The organism is Pseudomonas putida (genome assembly GCF_009883635.2).
Taxonomy (GTDB): Bacteria; Pseudomonadota; Gammaproteobacteria; order Pseudomonadales; family Pseudomonadaceae; genus Aquipseudomonas; species Aquipseudomonas putida_W.
Genome location: NZ_CP026115.2, coordinates 6,136,241 through 6,151,707, shown reverse-complemented (window position 1 = coordinate 6,151,707; position 15,467 = coordinate 6,136,241). Strand labels below are relative to the sequence as shown.

Below are 15,467 nucleotides of genomic sequence, written 5' to 3'. Positions count from 1 at the left end.
TGCGCTTGCGCCACCTGCTGCGACAACACCTGCGCCGACGCCGGCGCCAATAAGTACTTTCCTGCGGGTAACTGCCATTTACATCCATCTCAGTCAAAGGTGATTGCGGCAAATCTGTGAAGCGCATTGATTCTTATTTGAAGAATACAATGTGTATACAGATTGTATGGCCGAGTTTGAGGGTGCGTCAATCTGACTCTGCGACCGAGTGGCCCATTCCTTGCTTTCATACGGCGCATGCAATCGAGGTAACAGTCACGCCATGCACGCCCAACGCCACCGCTTCAACGACGTCAACACCCATGCCAGCGCGATCCTCGGCTGGCAGCAGACCTACGACCAGATCAGCGCCGGCAGTGCACACACCGAGCTCACTCACCTCACCGCCGAGCGCTTCCAGATTTTTCGTGAATGCCTGGACAAGCGTGTGGTCCAGCACGGCGCGGCGCCGGCGCGGCGCTTTTGCCTGGCGCTACCCGCTGGCAGCGCGGGTGCCGGGGTGTTCCAGGGCAGCAGCGTCGGTAGCGCGGATGTCACGCTTCTTCACAGTGGTCAGGAGTTTTTCGTCCATGCGCCCGAGGGCATGGACCTGCTGGCGGTCAGTGTCGACGCCGATCGTCTGGAGCGACTGGCCGAGCGCGAGTTCAGCGCCCAGGAACTGCGTGCGTTGAACCGGACCACTCGGTTGAATGTCAGCCCGGCTTTTTTAAGTGCGATACGCCTGCAACTGCAGGGGCTGATAGATGCGGCGTTGCAGGGCGAAGCACTGGTGGAAGCGCAGCTCGAAGACTTGCTGCTGGAGTGCATGCTGGTGCTGCTGGACCAGGTCAGCCAAGGTGGCGCGGGGCGAGGGGGGAATGTTGCGGTCAGCGCCTATCTGGTCCGCCAGGCGCACCAGATGGCCCTGGATTGCCTGGACGAGCCGCTGTCGGTGCTGCAGATCTGCGAGCGCCTGGATGTCAGCCGCAGCACCTTGCAGCGCAGTTTCCTCGGGGTCACCGGACTGAGCCCGGTCGAGTACCTGCGTGCGGTGCGCCTGAATGCCGTGCGGCAACGGCTGCAGTGCACCGCCGCCGAGCAGTTCACCGTTGCCCGGGTGGCCAGCGACCTGGGCTTTACCCACCTTGGGCATTTCTCTGGCGCCTACCGCGCGCTGTTCGGTGAACTGCCTTCACACACCGCTCGCCAGGACAGCGTCGTTCAGGCGAAGCGATCCAGGCGATAAGGGGACGGGTCGACCAGCGGGTGGCTGCCATCGATCAGATCCGCCGCCAGTTGCCCGGCCGCGGGCGAGGTACCGAAGCCGTGGCCGGAGAAGCCGGTCGCCAGCACCATCCCCGGCAGTTGCTGAACCGGCCCGATCACTGGCAGTGAGTCAGGTGTCACGTCGATGGTGCCGGCCCACGCCTGCTCGATGCGCGCCTGCTTGAACACCGGCCAGGCGGCCCTGAGGTTGTCCAGCGCTTCCTGGTTCAAGGCCGGGTTGGCGGCAGGGTCCTGGGTGCGGATGCGCTCGAACGGGGACACCGAAGCAGGCGACCAGCGCCGCGCCAGTGCCAGGTCCTTGAAAAACGGCTTGCCGAACGACACCCGCAGCAAGCCCCGCTGAGCGCGGAACTGCGGCAGGTAGCGTCGCCCGAGCAAGGCATGATCGAGGGTCAGGTGGGCATCGAGGGCACCCCGTTGCGTGATGATGAAGCCACCGTCCATATGCTTGCGGAACGAGAAGTCCGGGCCGCCCACGGCAATGTCGGTTGGGCCTTCCATGGCCGCCGTGCGCAGCACCGAGCAGTTCAGCGGCAAGGTCGGCAAGGCGACCCCGTGGTTGCCCAGCAGGCGCCGCGACCATAAACCGCCGGCCAGCAGCACCTGCTCGCAGCGGATCTCGCCGTGTTCGGTCACCACGCCGTCGATGCGCCCGGCGGCGGTGGTTACGCTGCGCACCGCGCAGTTCTCCACGATCACCGCGCCACGGGCCATGGCGGCCTTGGCGATGGCACTGCTGGCCAGGGTCGGCTCGGCACGGCCGTCGCTTTCGGTGAAAATGCCTCCGGCCCAGGTGGCTTGCCCACCTGGAACGCGCTGGGCGATTTCGGCGTTGCTCAGCAGGCGTGAACCGACCGGCAGACCGTCTACCGATTTCAGCCAGGCCTCGTGCATCGCCATCTGCCCAAGCTCACGGGCGGCGAACAGGATGCCCGCCTGTCGGTAGCCGACCTCGCGTCCGACCCGGGCGGGCATTTGCGCCCACAACCGGTCTGCGGCCAGGGCCAGGGGCAGGTCCTCGCGGTGGCGGCTGGTCTTGCGCACCCAGCCGAGGTTGCGCGATGACTGCTCGCCGGCGATGCGGCCTTTCTCCAGCACCACCACCGGGATGTTGCGCTCGGCGAGGGTCAAGGCAGCGGTCAGGCCGACGATTCCGCCGCCGATGATGACCACGGTGGTGGCGCTGGGTGGCGTGTTTGCGCAGTGCACCGGCGCGATGACAGGGGACATGGACGGTTCTCCTCGAGGTCGGGCTAGCGCGACAGGTCGATCAGCTGGGTGGTGGCGCGGGAAGCACCGCGGTAGGCGGTGACCTCCAGCTCCACCCGGTAGACCGTCGCGCCCAATGGCGGGCAGGTGACCGTGCTCGCCGGGTCGATGCCGCGAAACACTTCGCCGACGATGGTCATCACGCTGGCGACATCCTCAGGCCTCTGGATGAACACCCGCGAGCAGACCACGTCGGCCAGGGTCGCATCCACGGCATTCAGCGCCGCTTCGATATTGGCGAACACCTGGCGGGTCTGGGCCTCGAGGTCCTCGGGGATTTCGCCGGTCGCTGGGTTACGCCCGGCGGTGTTGGAAACGAAGATCCAGTCGTCCACCGCCACCAGGCGCGAATAGCTGCCCAGGGTCTCGTACTTCGATCCGGTCTTGAGTTTGGTGATCTGCAGCATGGTATTGTCCTTGGGGTTGGAGGGATGAATCAGCTCAGGGCCGGGCTTTCCCACAGGTTGAGGCGTACGCCGACGCCGCGCTCCAGCGCCTGGCGGTACACCACCGTACCCCAGGCCACGTCCTCGACCGGCATGCCGCCGACCGACATGATGATGATCTCCTCGTCGTTGCAGCGGCCGGGGGCAACGCCTGCGACGATCTTGCCGATGTCTTCCAGCTGCTCGGCCGGCAGGCTGCCTTCGGCGATCATGTCCATGAAGCGCACGCCCACTAGCGGCACATGGTTGTGCGCAGGCTTGGGCAGCTCTTCGAACCAGGCTTCGTACAGGCCGGTGTTGTCGACCACCTTGCGCACGTCGGCCTGCTCCATGCCGGCGTCGATGCTGCAGCCGGCGGGCATGGCGAGAAACGCGCCTGGCTTGACCCATTCGCGCTTTACCAGCGGGTAGGTGGACGGGTCACCGGTTTCGCCGGAGGTGCAGTAGGTCACCAGGTCCGAACCGCGTACCACCTCTTCGATGCTGTCGACCACTTCGATGGTGGTGATCTGCGGGTAGGTGTCGCTTACCCAGCTGATGAAGTCGTCCAGGCTCTTCTGGCCGCGGCCCTTGAGCTTGAGCGTGTCGACCTGCGGGCACACGGCCATGAACGCGGCCACGGTGGTCTTGCCCATCACGCCGGGGCCCAGCAGGCCGATCACCCGCGAGTCGCGGCGGGCCAGGTGGCGTGCGCCGACACCCGGGATGGCGCCGGTCCGGTAGGCCGACAGCAGGTTGGCCGACATGTGCGCCAAGGGGGCGCCGGTGTCCGGGTCATTGAGGGTGAACATCAGGATCGAGCGCGGCAGGCCCTTTTCGCGGTTGGCGATGTTGGAACCGTACCACTTGACCCCGGCGGTGCAGAAGTCGCCGCCCAGGTAGGCAGGCATCGCCATCATGCGGCGGTCGGCCGTGGGCTTGGGCATGTTGGGGAAGGGCGAGTCCTTGGGGAAGGTGATCATCGCGCCGTGGGAATCGCTGTTCGGCCCGGCCATGCGGTAGTCGCCGTGATGGAGCAGGGCGAACATCTGCTCCATGGTGTTCACGCAGGCCAGCATGTCGGTGACACCGGCGCGGATCATGTCCTGCTCGGACAGGTAGAGAAAGTCGATTTTTGTAGTTGTAGTCATGGCTCATCTCGGGGCGGAGGAAGAGGGCCGGCAGCGAAGGCTGCTGCCGACGGGGCCGATGTTAGGAAGCCGCCAGGGCGGGCGGCTATCCCGAATTGGTCAGGAATGACGGGGTACCTGCCGCCATGTCGGTCCGCGCTGTCTAGCCTGCTGGTTTGCGCGATTTCAGCGGATTTCGGGTCGCACCAACGCTGGCAGCCATGACCAAAAGCCCGGCAATGGGGTACATGCCGCCGGCCTTTGGGCGTTGCACACTGTGGCGGTCACAAGGCGTTGAGCTCAGCACATCCAAATTCAGGATCAATCCATGAAAACAACAACATCCAATCCGATTGACAAGACCTCCGTGTACATCTGCGCCGGCCTGGTTTCCGCTGGTGGGGCCTTGCTGCTCAATGTGTTGCCGGTGCTGTTCGGCGCCCTGGCCGAGCAGTTCGGTTATGGCGAACAGCAACTGGGCAGCCTGGCCATGGCCATGAACCTCGGTTTCGGGGTGCTCGGCCTGGCCTCGCTGCTGTGGATCCAGCGCCTGAGCTGGCGGGTGATTTCCACCTTGTCCTCGCTGCTGGTGGTGGCTGCGCTGGCGGGCATGCTGGGCAACCCCACGTACGAGACGCTGATGCTGCTCATGGCCCTGGCCGGTGCCGGCACCGGTGCGCTGTATGCGCTGGCGATGACCATTTTCGGCGACAGCGCGCAACCTGAGCGGGCCTTCGGCTTCAAGCTGGGCATGGAGACCGTGCCCGGCGCCTTGCTGCTGATCGTGCTGCCGGTCGCGGTGGCGCCCCTGTGGGGCTTCCAGGGCATGCTGGTGACGCTGGTCATCAGCATGCTGCTGATGGGCGTGGTCCCGTTGCCATGGCTGCCAAGCCGCAGCGCACGGCAACTGGAGGCGCGTGCTGGCGGGGCGCCGGTGGTGTGCCGCCACAGCCGTACCATCGCCTGGCTGAGCCTGCTTGCCAGCCTGGTGTTCCTGACCGGCATCATGTCGGTGTGGGCCTTCCTTGAACTGATGGGCAAGAAGAGCGGCCTGTCTTCGGACACCATCGGCTCGGTGCTGGCGCTGGGCTTCATCATCAATGCGGGCGGCGGCTTCATTGCCTCGTCGGTCGGCCTCAAGGCCGGGCGCTTCCTGCCGGTGGCGGTGATCATCGCGGCCGAGGTAGCGGGCCTGGTGCTGCTGGCACAGTTCGACTCGCTGACCACCTACGTGGCCGGAGTGATGTGCTTCCTGTTCTCGATCAGCTTCGTGCTGGCCTACACCTTCGGCGTGATGGCCGAGTTTGACCTGTCGGGCCGCTTGGTGGCCCTGGGGGCACTGTGCCTGTCGGTCGGTGCGGCGGTGGGGCCGGCGGTCGGTGGCCTGCTGATCGAAGCCTATGGCTACACGGCGGTGCTGCTGTTCTCCGGTGCCTGCTCGATCAGCGTGCTGGCGATCTACGGTGCTGCGGTGCTGCGTTCGCAGCAGGCGGGCAAACGCGAGCCGATGGGCGACGCGGTGACCTTGCCGAAGCTGTGATGGCAGTCGCATATCCAGATGAGGCTCGCCGGGGATGACCTGGCGAGCTTTTTTCATGGCGTAGACAACAAGGACGAAACCCAACATGAAGATTGCCGTGATCGGGGCAGGGGCAATGGGCAGCCTGTTTGCCGCCCGGTTGATCGATGCCGGTACCGAGGTGACGCTGGTGGATGTCGATGAGCGCTTGCTCGACACCCTGCGTATCCATGGCCTGCGCCTGGAGGACGAGCAGGGCGTGCGTGTGTACTGGCCTCGGGTGGCACGCGCCGAACAGTTGCAGGGCGAGGTCGATGCCTTGCTGATGTTGACCAAGAGCCACCACACCCGCCAGGCCATCCAGGCGTGCCGGCACCTGCTTGGCCAGCAGACCCTGGTGCTGACGTTGCAGAACGGCCTGGACAGCGTGCCGGTGCTGCGCGAGTACGTGGCTGACCCTTGCCTGGCAATCGGCATGACCCTTTACCCGGCCGATGTGCTGGCACCCGGCAGCGTACGCAGCTGCGGCGGTGGCGAGGTGCGCTTGCGCGGGCTGTTGCCTGGGCCGGATTACGCCGGGCCGTTGCGGGTTCTGATCGATGGCTTGCGCCGTGGCGGCATGTGCTGCATCGAAGACCCGGATATCGAGGTGAGCATCTGGGAAAAGGTCGCCTTCAATACGGCCCTGAACTCGCTGTGTGCCCTGACAGGGGAGAGCGTGGGCGAGCTAGGCCGTTGCTCGCGTGGCCGCGAGGTGGCGTTGGCGTTGGTTGGCGAGGCGGCCGCGATTGCCGCGTCGGTGGGCGTGGCGCTGGATCAACAACGGGTTGTGCAGGCGGTGGAGGAGGCGTACGTCGTGCACGCCGGGCACAAGCCTTCCATGCTCCAGGACCTCGAGCACGGCAGGCGCATGGAGATCGACGCGCTGTCCGGCGCGTTGCTTGCCCATGCCCGGCGCCAGGGCGTGCAAGCCCCGTCCATGGCTGCCATCGACAGGTTGTTGCGCCGGGCGCAGCGTCAGCGCAGCGGTGAGAAGGCCGCTGGCAGATAGACCACCGAGGAAAGTGGCTGCGATTTGCTTGCCGGGAGATTGGGTGAGGGCTACCAGGTGCTTGCCTGGTGTTCTGAGGTGATACACAGATCGAGCGCCGCCCGCGCGGCGCATCGCGAGCTGGCGCTCGCTCCTACGTTTGTTTCGGGACAGTTATTTCTGTGGGATTCGCGCGCGTACGCTTTGGCGTATGACGCGATATCGCGCCGCACCACAAGGCGCTCGCGCGCGTCCGTCACAGGCGTTATTGGCCCGAAACAAACGTAGGAGCGAGCGCCAGCTCGCGATGCGCCGCGTGTGCGGCACTCGATCTCACCGACGCTGAAACTGCTGTGTCGAACGCTCTAAAGACCCAGGCAATGTTGATGCGCTATCCGAAACGACTGCCCGCTCGAAGACCACCCTGAGCAATGTGGCGCGGTATGTGCTTGCGCTTCGTTCACCTGTCTTTTTGTTACCCAAAATCACGTGAATATTGCACTAATATGGCGCGTGATCCCGATAGAGGTGGTTCATGAACGGTCAAGCGATGTCTGTCTGGAACGAGCGTGTCCACGCGGTATGCGGGCGCTTCGAAACCCGCTACGACCAGTGCCAGAGCCTTTTTATCGGCGATTTGCGCCCCTCGCTGCTGGGCACCACGCAGGTCGCCCACATCCGTAGCAATGCCCATGCGATCGCCCGTTCGGGGCGCGAGGCGGGGCGTGATGGCGATTCACATTGTTTCCTTGTGTTACAGCAGCACGGAGAAATGTCCATCGAGCTGGGCGACCGGGTGATGGAATTGCGCGAGGGTGACATGGCACTGCTGGATTCGGCGCAGGCCATGAAAATGACCCCCCGCGGGCTGTTCTCCCACGTGTCCATTCACCTGCCCCGTGAACGCTTGAAAAACCTCGATTCCAGCCGTTTCGGCAAGCTGTCCACCGCCGGCGCCTGCGGCCAGCTGCTGGCGACGATGGTGCGTCAGGTGGCCGAAGGCGAACTCGAGCAGTGGGCCTGCCCGGAAGACGGTGACGGCCTGCAGGCCGCGTTGGTGGGGCTGCTCGGCTCGGTGCTGGAATACCGGGCGCGTGACAGTTCACCCGGCCTGCATCTGCACGAAGTGCAGTCGCTGATCCAGCAGCGCCTGGACTCGCCGCGCCTGACGCCGGTGGCCCTGGCCGACGAGCTGGGCATTTCCAGCCGCCAGCTGTATCGCCTGTTCGAAGCCAGTGGCGACAGCGTCTGCCGTTACATCCTGCGCGAGCGGCTGCTCAAGGCTGCTCAGGACTTGCGCAACCCTGCCTATGGGCATCGCTCGATCACCGACATCGGCACTCGCTGGGGCTTCGCCGATTCTGCGCATTTCTCCAAGACCTTCAAGAAGCAGCTGGGCATGACACCGCGCAGCTACCGCAGCCAGGGGTAGTAGGGCAGACACCGCGGTGGATGGCACGGGCTTCGCCCGTGTTCGCGGGCAAGCCCGCTCCCACAGGGACCGCGTCAACGTTTGGAAGATGAGCAAGTCTGACCCTAGGTCGTGAGGGCGAGTGTTTCGATCAGCCAGTCGCTGAATGCCTTGACGATGGGGCGCTGCGCCTTGGCTGGATGGCAGACCAGAAAGTACGAACGGTTTGCCCGCGTACTGATGTCGAATGGGCTCACCAGCAGGCCTCGCCTCAGTGCGTCGCTGCTCAGCAGGTTGTCGCCCATCGCGATGCCTTGGCCTGCCAGGCAGGCGGCCAGTGCACAGGGGGCGTCGGAGAACAACACGCCGGATGAAGCATCGACTTTGTTGCGGCCCGCTGCCCCCAGCCATACCCGCCAATCCGTGTAGTCGTTCATGTGCAGCAAGGTGAAGTTCGACAGGTCATCGATATGCCGGAGACCGCCGTTGGCGTAGAGCAGTTGAGGGCTCAATACCGGAAAATAATGCAGGTCCATCAGCGGCATTACCTGCAGATTCGGCCAGTCGCCCGTGCCGTAGGCAATGAAGATATCCGCTTCGCTCGCGCTGGTATCGGCCGGCGTGCGTGGCGAGATCAGGTGGAACTGGACCTGAGGATGGAGCGTCATGAACGCGTTGATGTGCTGGCACAACCAGGCGCTGGCAAAACCGGTGTTGCAACTGACGCACAGGCGCCCCGCGATCTGTTGCCCCTGTTCACCTGCTGCGGCCAGTTGAACGCGCTCGAGGATCTGCTGCACCTCCCGGGCGTACTGCTCCCCTCGAAACGTCAGCCGTATGCCACGGCCAATGCGCTCGGTCAGGGCAAACCCCAGCTGCTCCTCAAGCGTGCCGATGCGGTGACTGATCGCACTCCGTGTGAGGCTGAGTTCGTCAGCTGCACTGGAGATGCTTCCGAGTCGTGCCACGGCATCCAGCGCGCGAAGCGCCGTCATTGATGGGAAGTGCATAGGCCCCTGCATCGCGTGTAAGTAAGCAATTGGTGAAACTAACACTACATTACCTGCGAAATTAATTCGATTGTTGCTTGTTTCAATTCACCGATACTGAGCTCACATCAGTATTGGAGCGAAGGACATGACCCCAACCGAGCAAACGCTGCGCGAGGAATTGGCAGCCTGCTACCGGCTAGTCGCGCATTTGCGCATGACCGACTTGATCTTTACCCATATCTCGGTACGCATACCGGGCCCGGAGCAGCATTTCCTGATCAATCCATACGGGTTGATGTTCGATGAAATCACCGCCTCCAGCCTGGTCAAGATCGACCTGGATGGGGCGCCAGTCGGCGATACGCCTTACGCTGTCAACCCGGCCGGTTTTGTCATCCACAGTGCCATTCACCGGGCACGCCACGATCTTCAATGCGTGCTGCATACCCACACGCGCGCCGGCTGTGCGGTTGCTGCCCTGGAGTGCGGATTGCTGCCTGTGAACCAGATATCCATGGAGTTCTATGGCAAGGTCGCCTATCACGCTTATGAAGGGATCGCCCTGGACCTCGATGAGCAACAACGCCTGGTCGCAGACCTGCAAGACAAGAATGTAATGATCTTGCGCAACCACGGCCTGCTGGCTGGCGGTCGCAGTGTGGCCGAAGCGTTCATGAGGATGTACTACCTGGAAAAAGCCTGTGAGATACAGCTCGCGGCCCAGCAAGCGGGGCAGTTGCTGCTGCCTGGCCATGAGATTTGCGCCCATACCGAGCGGCAGTTCAATGAGCCGCAGCGCGAGCTCAAAGAAGGCGAGTTGACAGATCCGGGGGCGACTTCCTTGGCCTGGACGGCCTTGTTGCGCATGCTGGACCGTGTAGCGCCCGACTATCGCTACTGAATCGAGATTCAATCCAGCACGTTGTGCAGCACCTACTACCGAAGGCAATGCCTGCGGACCGTAGGTATTTTCGTCGTGGACGCATGCATAGACGATGATATTGGACCTCGAATCGTAGCGAAAGAACAGCCGACAGCGCCTGCCGATTTTTGCGCGGCGCCCATGTCGGTGGGCGATGCCCAGCGCCATCTTTGCATCAACCCCGATCAGGAGGGGGCATTAGTGCGTCGCGGATATATGCTGTAGATTCTCAATCTGACGCACTAAGCGATGCACCCCTCTCGCCAATCCGCTGCTCACCGGCGGGTAGCCACTCCTGAGACAATCGCCATGGATTCATCGAACAACCTCGCTGAAAATCTCCGCACGCTATGTGAGCAAGGGGGGACGGTCTCTGAATTTTGCAGGAAGGTCGGCATCAACCGGCAACAGTTCAACAAGTACCTGGCGGGGAGTCACGTCCCTTCCAAGGGGAATCTCAGGACGATTGCCAATCATTTTGGTCTGTCCACCGAAGTTTTGTTTTCCGCGCCTGCTGACTTCAGAACGATCATTGACGGTAGCCATTTCCACCTTTTTCGCAGCTTGATCCAGGCGCCGAAAATGGTCAGTTTCATCAACGAGGTAACTAGCGCCGCCAGTCCCGCCCCAAGCAGTATCGTGGGTGTGTACGAGCGCTACCATTACTCATCGATTTATACGGGGCAAATCGTTCGCTCGATCTTCTGCATCTATGAGCACGAGGGAACTCTCATGCACTACTACGTAGAGCGGTTCCCCAGCGCTGATGGTACGGGGAAGATGGATTACCATTTCAAATACCATGGTTTGTGCTTCCCTGTGGCAGGTCGAATCTTCGCCATCGATTTCGAAACGATCCAGCGCAATGAACTCACCTTCAGCAACCTTGCCTCCGTGAGCCGCAACTCCAACAAATTCATCTTTGGCGTGATAAGTGGCGTAGCGGCGACGATGATGCGGCAACCGGTTGCGGCGAAGGTCGCGATGGCCTATGTCGGCAAAGGCCTGATCCGCAAGTCACATATCAAAAGGGCGACAGTGCTGTCCCCGTCCGATCCTTCCATTCCTCGCGAAGTGATCACTTACCTCGATACGGACAATTCATTCATCGATTCTGCTCGGATCTAGCCCCCGCATCCGCCACGTCTGTGTGCCAGAGCTGGAGGTTCCAGTTAGCTGGCTTTGGCCCAGTCAGTGTCCCTTGTGCGTCATATTGCGTCATATTTCGAACTCTTGAGAAATTGTGACGCAGTAGGCCAGGCCGTAACTTTATCGGCAGGCAGATCATGACCTCTGTTGTGATGCTTCACGGCACTGCCTGTTGAGCCGGTTTCCCTGCCCGTACCAGCGAGCGATATGTCACCGGCTCTCTTTGGTTTGGTCAACCAAAGCGATGCGACAAGGCGTTTGTCTCAAGAAATTTAAAGCGTAACCGAGCGTCGCCTTCAGGTTAGACGCCAGGGGTTCTGCTACCTACAAGAAAGGTGAAGTGATGGCTGAGTGGATCAAAAAGGCGAAACCTACGGAACAGCAAGTAGCCGCCAATGACAAGGTAAAGTCGGACGTCTCCCGCATTCTCCTGGATATTGAGAAGCGCGGTGATGCCGCTGTTCGCGAGCTGTCGATGCAGTTCGATGGCTGGGATCGCACTGATTACCGGCTGAGTCCAGCGGAGATTCAGGAGTGCATGAACAAACTGACTGATCGAGAGCGCGACGATATTCTCTTCGCTCAAGCTCAAGTACGTCGCTTTGCTGATGCTCAACGCGCCTCGATGCTCGATTGCGAAATTGAGACTATTCCAGGTGTGGTTCTGGGCCACAAGCACATACCGGTCAGCGCTGCCGGCTGCTACGTACCTGGTGGCAAGTATCCTTTGCTGGCCTCCGCTCACATGTCGATCGTCACCGCCAAGTCGGCAGGTGTTCGCAACATCACTACTGCTGCTCCTCCTTTCCAAGGTAAGCCGGCGCCCTACATCGTGGCTGCCCAATACCTGGCAGGTGCAGACTCGATCTACTGCCTTGGCGGGATCCAAGCTGTAGGCGCAATGGCTATCGGCACCCAAAACATTGACCCGGTGGATATCATCGTGGGCCCAGGCAACGCATATGTGGCTGAGGCCAAGCGTCAACTGTTCGGTCGTGTGGGCATCGACCTGTTCGCAGGCCCGACTGAAACGTTGCTGATTACTGATGACAGCGTTGACGGTGAGCTGTGTGCGACCGACCTGCTGGGCCAAGCGGAGCACGGCAAAGACTCTCCCGCCGTCATGCTGACGACATCCCGCGAACTGGCCGAGGACACTCTGAAGGAAATCGCACGCCTTCTGGAGCTGCTGCCGACCTCTGCTATTGCCTCGGAGGCATGGGAGAACTTCGGTGAAATCATCCTCTGTGAGTCCTTTGAGGAAATGGTCAAGTTCTCGGACGAGTATGCTTCTGAACACGTACAGATCATGACCCGTGATGACGGCTATTTCGTCCAGAACCTGGAAAACTATGGCGCGCTGTTCGTGGGCGCCCGCACCAATGTTTCATATGGCGACAAGGTGATTGGTACAAACCATACCCTGCCAACCAATAAGGCAGCTCGTTACACTGGCGGCCTGTGGGTCGGCAAGTACATCAAGACCTGTACCTATCAGCGTGTACTTACCGACGAAGCGTCGGCGCTTATTGGTGAATATTGCTCCCGCCTGTGCCTGATGGAAGGGTTCGTTGGCCATGCTGAGCAAGCCAACATTCGCGTCCGCCGGTACGGCAAGAAAGACGTACCGTTCGGGGCGCCTGCGCTGTAACGGAAAGTGAGCGAAGGGGTCGAAGCGAATACTTCGGCCCCTTTGTGTATAGGAAAGGCCAATTCATTGGCACACAAAACAGACCTTGCATTTGATCGATAACTGACTAACGGACGCTCGGCCAAACTTACCGGGTTCGGCTAAAAAAAAGCCAAAACATCCTCTGGCACTGATTCGCCTGATTGATGTACATGTCTCGATGGTTGAATCCATGCCGAGTAGTCATGAAGTTAGCGCACCTCAGCTGCGGTCTGAAAATAAAAAATAATCCCTATATTGAGGTGAAACGGATGGACGGTGTATCTAATAGCACTCAAGCCGTCGGGGAACTTGGACACGGGCTGAAGTCTCGACAAGTTGCCATGATATCCATCGCGGGCGTGATTGGCGCTGGGCTTTTCGTGGGCTCATCAAACGCGATCGCAATTGCGGGCCCTGCGGTAATTGTGTCTTACCTCCTTGCCGCGACGCTCGTCGTCCTGGTGATGCAAATGCTAGGGGAGATGGCTACTGCCAGACCGGACACAGGTTCATTTTCGTCATATGCCGATCAAGGGCTTGGTCGCTGGGCCGGCTTTTCTATCGGCTGGCTGTACTGGTGGTTCTACGTCCTGGTCATCGCGATTGAAGCAATCGTAGCGGGAGAAATCTTGGCCGGATGGCTCGGGATCTCACCTTGGATCGCCGCTTTTGCAATTACTTTCGCGCTAGTGGCTAGCAACTGCTTAAGCGTAGGCAATTATGGTGAGATCGAATACTGGCTGGCCTTGGTCAAGGTCATTGCGATCATGTCATTCATTGGCTTAGGCGTGCTTGCAATCTTTGGCATGCTACCCGGCTCCTCCACCAGTGGTATCCATAACCTTTACTCCAATGGTGGATTCGCCCCGCAAGGGTACGTTGCGATCGTGGCAGCGCTGCTAACGGCAATGTTCAGTTTCATGGGCAGTGAAGTAGTAACCATTGCAGCGGCGGAGTCCGAGAATCCAAAGAAAAATATCAAGAGAGCCATCCGCTCGGTTGTTTGGAGGTTGGCGCTGTTTTACTTGGGCTCCATCACGGTTGTCGTATGCCTTGTGCCATGGAACGGCCCTGATCTGGCAAAAGGTTCTTACCAGGCAGTGCTGGCGGCAATGAACATACCTGCCGCTTCCCAGATCATGAGCGTCGTGGTGCTCGTTGCGGTGGTCAGTTGTTTGAATTCCGCAATCTATACCGCTTCACGTATGTGCTACTCGTTGGCCAGGCGCGGTGATGCCCCGCAATCTGTTGCTGTCACCAGCCCCAAAGGTGTCCCATTTACTGCGATTGGACTGACAACCGTTGTGGCTTGCCTCGCCCTTGCTGCCAACTACGCTCTCCCCAAGCAAGTGTTCACTTTCCTGCTTGCCACGAGCGGCGCTATTGCATTGATCATGTACTTGGTAATCGCGCTGACTCAGCTGGTGATGAGGAAAAGGCTGATCGCCGCGGGCGAAAAACTCGACGTAAAGATGTGGCTGTTCCCATACCTCACAATCTTTACCATCATTTTGATCCTGGCGATTTTCGGCGTCATGGCTGCCTTTCCAGGGCAGCGCTCTGAGCTGATCGCGACATTTGGGCTCACTGCAATAGTTGTAGCCATTGGTGTTTGGCTGCAGCTGAAGCAGCCCCAGCTGTCTCAAGCGAGATCTCGAAACATCTCCACCACTGCCCTTTGAGAGTGAAAACAAGCCCGCGCTAATGCGCGGGCTTGTTTTGTTGGCACGCTGCAGCCTTCAGAGGGCGATCTCACAATCTTGCGCCGATGAGCCGGGGCCGCCCGCGGACCATGCTGCAAACCAGCGGACTCCAGGTGCAGATCCTTTGCGACAACCACTGTCCCTTGGACGCCCGTCGATCTGTGGATTGACGATGAGTACTGCAGGTACAAAAAATCGTGTTGTACAGCTCGTCCGATGCTGTCATTTGTTTTGGAGTGATGGCCTGCATGAGGTGATCTACCGCTGACAACAGCGGAGGGCAGGTAAATGAAGAAAAGAGGTGAAACTTATCGACAGTGGTGCGACCCGATCCTGCACCACCAGACCCATGAGGAAGCCCTCGACAGCGGAGCCTGCTTAGAGGTACAGACACGTTTATCACGCACGGGCGCCACCCAGCTTTTCATCGGTATCTATCGCGCAGACGGATCGGTACTGTGTGAACGAGCCTACGCCCAGCGCGCTGGTGAAACCATGAGTCGGTCGCTGGTATGGGGAGTCGAGTACGCCAGGCGTATCGCGGGTGAAGAGACGGCAGTTGGTGTCGAAACAGTGGGCCGCTGAAGCCGACGACAATGCCCGGCGCTCGATCCGGGGTGATGTGGCCGGGCATTCATCCCGGCTCCATCGCGGTGTTTTTCTTCCAGCCCCGCAGGTTCATGACGCACAGACACACCTGGAGGATGATCAGCGCCCAAGCCTGTGCCTGCCATCCCCACACCCCCCACAGCACATTGCTGGCGATGAAGCAGCAGAAGCCCAGTTTGCGTCTGCCCGGGCGCCTTGAACCAATGCACCAGGCGGCCAATACGGTAAGGACCATGGCGGGCCATTCTAGAAAGTCGATCCAGTCATTCATCCAGCAATACCCAAACTGATTGCGTTTCGATGTGGACTGGCGAGCGTGCACGCAGGTTCACAAGGCTTTGCCGACACTTACGGTGGCCAGATTCGTGGG

The 15,467-nt window shown here is 60.8% G+C and carries 14 protein-coding genes and 1 pseudogene; 9 read left to right on the top strand and 6 right to left on the bottom strand.

The annotated features are described in order from the left end of the window. Positions 1 to 262 precede the first annotated feature (262 nt). Entirely contained in the window at positions 263 to 1,225 is a 963-nt protein-coding gene (locus C2H86_RS27945) for a helix-turn-helix domain-containing protein (protein WP_159410851.1), read from the top strand. On the opposite strand, the gene C2H86_RS27940 is transcribed toward C2H86_RS27945, so the two are convergent. From C2H86_RS27940 to C2H86_RS27930, 3 genes are read right to left on the bottom strand one after another with little or no spacing between them, the layout of a single operon-like run. Next, positions 1,201 to 2,496 (bottom strand): NAD(P)/FAD-dependent oxidoreductase, encoded by a 1,296-nt coding sequence (locus C2H86_RS27940; RefSeq protein WP_159410850.1) that lies wholly within the window; start codon positions 2,494 to 2,496, stop codon positions 1,201 to 1,203. The genes C2H86_RS27945 and C2H86_RS27940 overlap by 25 nt on opposite strands. 23 nt (positions 2,497 to 2,519) lie before the next feature. Continuing rightward, positions 2,520 to 2,942 carry a Rid family hydrolase gene (locus tag C2H86_RS27935; protein WP_085677723.1) on the bottom strand — a complete coding sequence of 141 codons (423 nt, stop codon included), beginning with the start codon at positions 2,940 to 2,942 and terminating at the stop codon, positions 2,520 to 2,522. A gap of 29 nt (positions 2,943 to 2,971) precedes the next feature. After that, positions 2,972 to 4,111, bottom strand: coding sequence for a tyramine oxidase subunit B (locus tag C2H86_RS27930; protein ID WP_159410849.1), 1,140 nt, complete (start codon positions 4,109 to 4,111; stop codon positions 2,972 to 2,974). A gap of 307 nt (positions 4,112 to 4,418) precedes the next feature. On the opposite strand from C2H86_RS27930, the gene C2H86_RS27925 reads away from it, so the two are divergent. The 3 genes from C2H86_RS27925 (at position 4,419) to feaR (ending at position 8,071) form a co-directional block, all read left to right on the top strand. Next, positions 4,419 to 5,630, top strand: coding sequence for an MFS transporter (locus tag C2H86_RS27925; RefSeq protein ID WP_159410848.1), 1,212 nt, complete (start codon positions 4,419 to 4,421; stop codon positions 5,628 to 5,630). An 85-nt stretch (positions 5,631 to 5,715) separates the two neighbouring features. Next, a complete protein-coding gene (locus tag C2H86_RS27920; RefSeq protein ID WP_159410847.1) occupies positions 5,716 to 6,660 on the top strand; it encodes a ketopantoate reductase family protein in 945 nt (314 codons plus the stop codon). A gap of 514 nt (positions 6,661 to 7,174) precedes the next feature. Further along, positions 7,175 to 8,071 (top strand): transcriptional regulator FeaR, encoded by an 897-nt coding sequence (gene feaR / locus C2H86_RS27915; protein ID WP_159410846.1) that lies wholly within the window; start codon positions 7,175 to 7,177, stop codon positions 8,069 to 8,071. Between the two features lie 104 nt (positions 8,072 to 8,175). Here feaR and C2H86_RS27910 read toward each other — a convergent pair whose 3' ends face one another. After that, positions 8,176 to 9,060 carry a LysR substrate-binding domain-containing protein gene (locus C2H86_RS27910; protein WP_159410845.1) on the bottom strand — a complete coding sequence of 295 codons (885 nt, stop codon included), beginning with the start codon at positions 9,058 to 9,060 and terminating at the stop codon, positions 8,176 to 8,178. Positions 9,061 to 9,187: 127 nt separating this feature from the next. On the opposite strand from C2H86_RS27910, the gene C2H86_RS27905 reads away from it, so the two are divergent. Beyond that, positions 9,188 to 9,943: a class II aldolase/adducin family protein gene (locus C2H86_RS27905; RefSeq protein WP_159410844.1), complete on the top strand. Its 756-nt coding sequence runs from the start codon at positions 9,188 to 9,190 to the stop codon at positions 9,941 to 9,943. 63 nt (positions 9,944 to 10,006) lie between these two features. Here the strand turns inward: C2H86_RS27905 and C2H86_RS27900 are convergent. Next, a pseudogene (locus tag C2H86_RS27900) lies at positions 10,007 to 10,126 on the bottom strand (type II toxin-antitoxin system YhaV family toxin); the annotation flags it as partial. Positions 10,127 to 10,273: 147 nt separating this feature from the next. On the opposite strand from C2H86_RS27900, the gene C2H86_RS27895 reads away from it, so the two are divergent. The 4 genes from C2H86_RS27895 (at position 10,274) to C2H86_RS28530 (ending at position 15,073) form a co-directional block, all read left to right on the top strand. Next, positions 10,274 to 11,092, top strand: coding sequence for a helix-turn-helix domain-containing protein (locus C2H86_RS27895; protein ID WP_159410843.1), 819 nt, complete (start codon positions 10,274 to 10,276; stop codon positions 11,090 to 11,092). Positions 11,093 to 11,456: 364 nt separating this feature from the next. Further along, positions 11,457 to 12,764 (top strand): histidinol dehydrogenase, encoded by a 1,308-nt coding sequence (gene hisD / locus C2H86_RS27890; protein ID WP_159410842.1) that lies wholly within the window; start codon positions 11,457 to 11,459, stop codon positions 12,762 to 12,764. 290 nt (positions 12,765 to 13,054) lie between these two features. Beyond that, positions 13,055 to 14,467: an amino acid permease gene (locus C2H86_RS27885; RefSeq protein WP_159413025.1), complete on the top strand. Its 1,413-nt coding sequence runs from the start codon at positions 13,055 to 13,057 to the stop codon at positions 14,465 to 14,467. Between the two features lie 309 nt (positions 14,468 to 14,776). Then, positions 14,777 to 15,073, top strand: coding sequence for a hypothetical protein (locus C2H86_RS28530; protein ID WP_240349661.1), 297 nt, complete (start codon positions 14,777 to 14,779; stop codon positions 15,071 to 15,073). A gap of 49 nt (positions 15,074 to 15,122) precedes the next feature. Here the strand turns inward: C2H86_RS28530 and C2H86_RS27880 are convergent, their stop codons facing one another. After that, complete coding sequence (locus C2H86_RS27880) at positions 15,123 to 15,368, bottom strand: hypothetical protein (RefSeq protein WP_159410841.1); 246 nt, start codon at positions 15,366 to 15,368, stop codon at positions 15,123 to 15,125. Between the last annotated feature and the right edge of the window lie 99 nt (positions 15,369 to 15,467).